This is a genomic window from Streptomyces phyllanthi (genome assembly GCF_009377205.1).
Taxonomy (GTDB): Bacteria; Actinomycetota; Actinomycetes; order Streptomycetales; family Streptomycetaceae; genus Streptomyces; species Streptomyces phyllanthi.
On the sequence record NZ_VJZE01000889.1, the window covers coordinates 1 to 1492 of the forward strand.

General features: G+C 70.2%; 1 protein-coding gene. It reads right to left on the minus strand.

The window, feature by feature from the left end:
* Positions 1-1492 (minus strand): transketolase family protein (locus FNH04_RS45895; protein WP_152792136.1); only part of this gene is annotated, 1492 nt, incomplete at both ends.

Sequence of the window (1492 nt, forward strand, 5' to 3'; positions counted from 1 at the left end):
GCGATGGATTCCCGAGCAACGGCGGCCACGTTCTCGGGAGTGAAGCCGTACTCGCGGAAGAGGACCTTGCCGTCGGCCGAGGCACCGAAGTGCTCCAGCGAGACGATGCGGCCCGCGTCCCCGACGTACTTGTGCCAGGTCAGTCCGATACCGGCCTCGACCGCGACCCGCGCCTTGACGGCCGGCGGCAGAACGCTGTCCCGGTACCCCTGGTCCTGCTCCTCGAACCACTCCACGGACGGCATGGACACCACCCGCGTGGGCACCCCCTGCGCCTGGAGCTGCTCGCGCGCCTCCACCGCGATATGCACCTCCGAGCCCGTCGCGATCAGGATGGCCTGAGGCTCGCCGCCTTCGGCCTCGAAGAGCACGTAACCGCCCTTGGCCGCATCCTCGTTGGGCTCATACGTCGGCACGCCCTGACGGGTCAGCGCCAGACCGTGCGGGGCGCCCTTGCCGAACTCCTTCGTGTACCGCTTGAGGATCTCGCGCCAGGCGATGGCGGTCTCGTTGGCATCCGCCGGGCGCACGATGTTCAGGCCCGGGATGGCGCGCAGCGAGGCGAGGTGCTCGATGGGCTGGTGGGTGGGGCCGTCCTCGCCCAGGCCGATGGAGTCGTGGGTCCACACGTACGTCACCGGCAGGTGCATCAGGGCCGAGAGGCGTACGGCGTTGCGCATGTAGTCGGAGAAGACCAGGAACGTGCCGCCGTAGATACGGGTGTTGCCGTGCAGGGCGATGCCGTTCATCTCCGCGGCCATGGAGTGCTCGCGGATACCGAAGTGGATCGTGCGCCCGTAGGGGTTCGCCTCCGGCAGCGGGTTGTCCGCCGGCAGGAACGAACTGGTCTTGTCGATGGTGGTGTTGTTCGAGCCCGCCAGGTCGGCGGAGCCGCCCCACAGCTCGGGGACCACCGCACCCAGCGCCTGGAGCACCTTCCCCGACGCGGCCCGCGTCGCCACACCCTTGCCGGCCTCGAACACCGGCAGGTGCGACTCCCAGCCCTCGGGCAGCTCACCCGCCGCGATGCGGTCGAACTCCGCGGCGCGCCCGGGGTTGTTGGAGCGCCACTCCTGCAGCTGCTTCTCCCACTGGGCGCGGGCCTCACGGCCGCGCTCGCCCAGCTCACGGGCGTGGGCCAGGACCTCCTCGGCGACCTCGAAGTGCCGCTCCGGGTCGAAGCCGAGGACGCGCTTGGTGGCCGCGACCTCCTCCTCGCCCAGCGCGGAACCGTGCGCGGCCTCGGTGTTCTGCGCGTTCGGGGCGGGCCAGGCGATGATCGAACGCATCGCGATGAACGACGGCCTGTCGGTGACCGCCTTGGCCTTCTCGATCGCCGCGTACAGCGCGGCCGGGTCGAGGTCACCGTTCTCCTGCGGCTCCACCCGCTGTACGTGCCAGCCGTATGCCTCGTACCGGCCCACCACGTCCTCGGAGACCGCGGTCTCGGTGTCGCCCTCGATCGAGATGTGGTTGTCGTCCCACAGCAGGA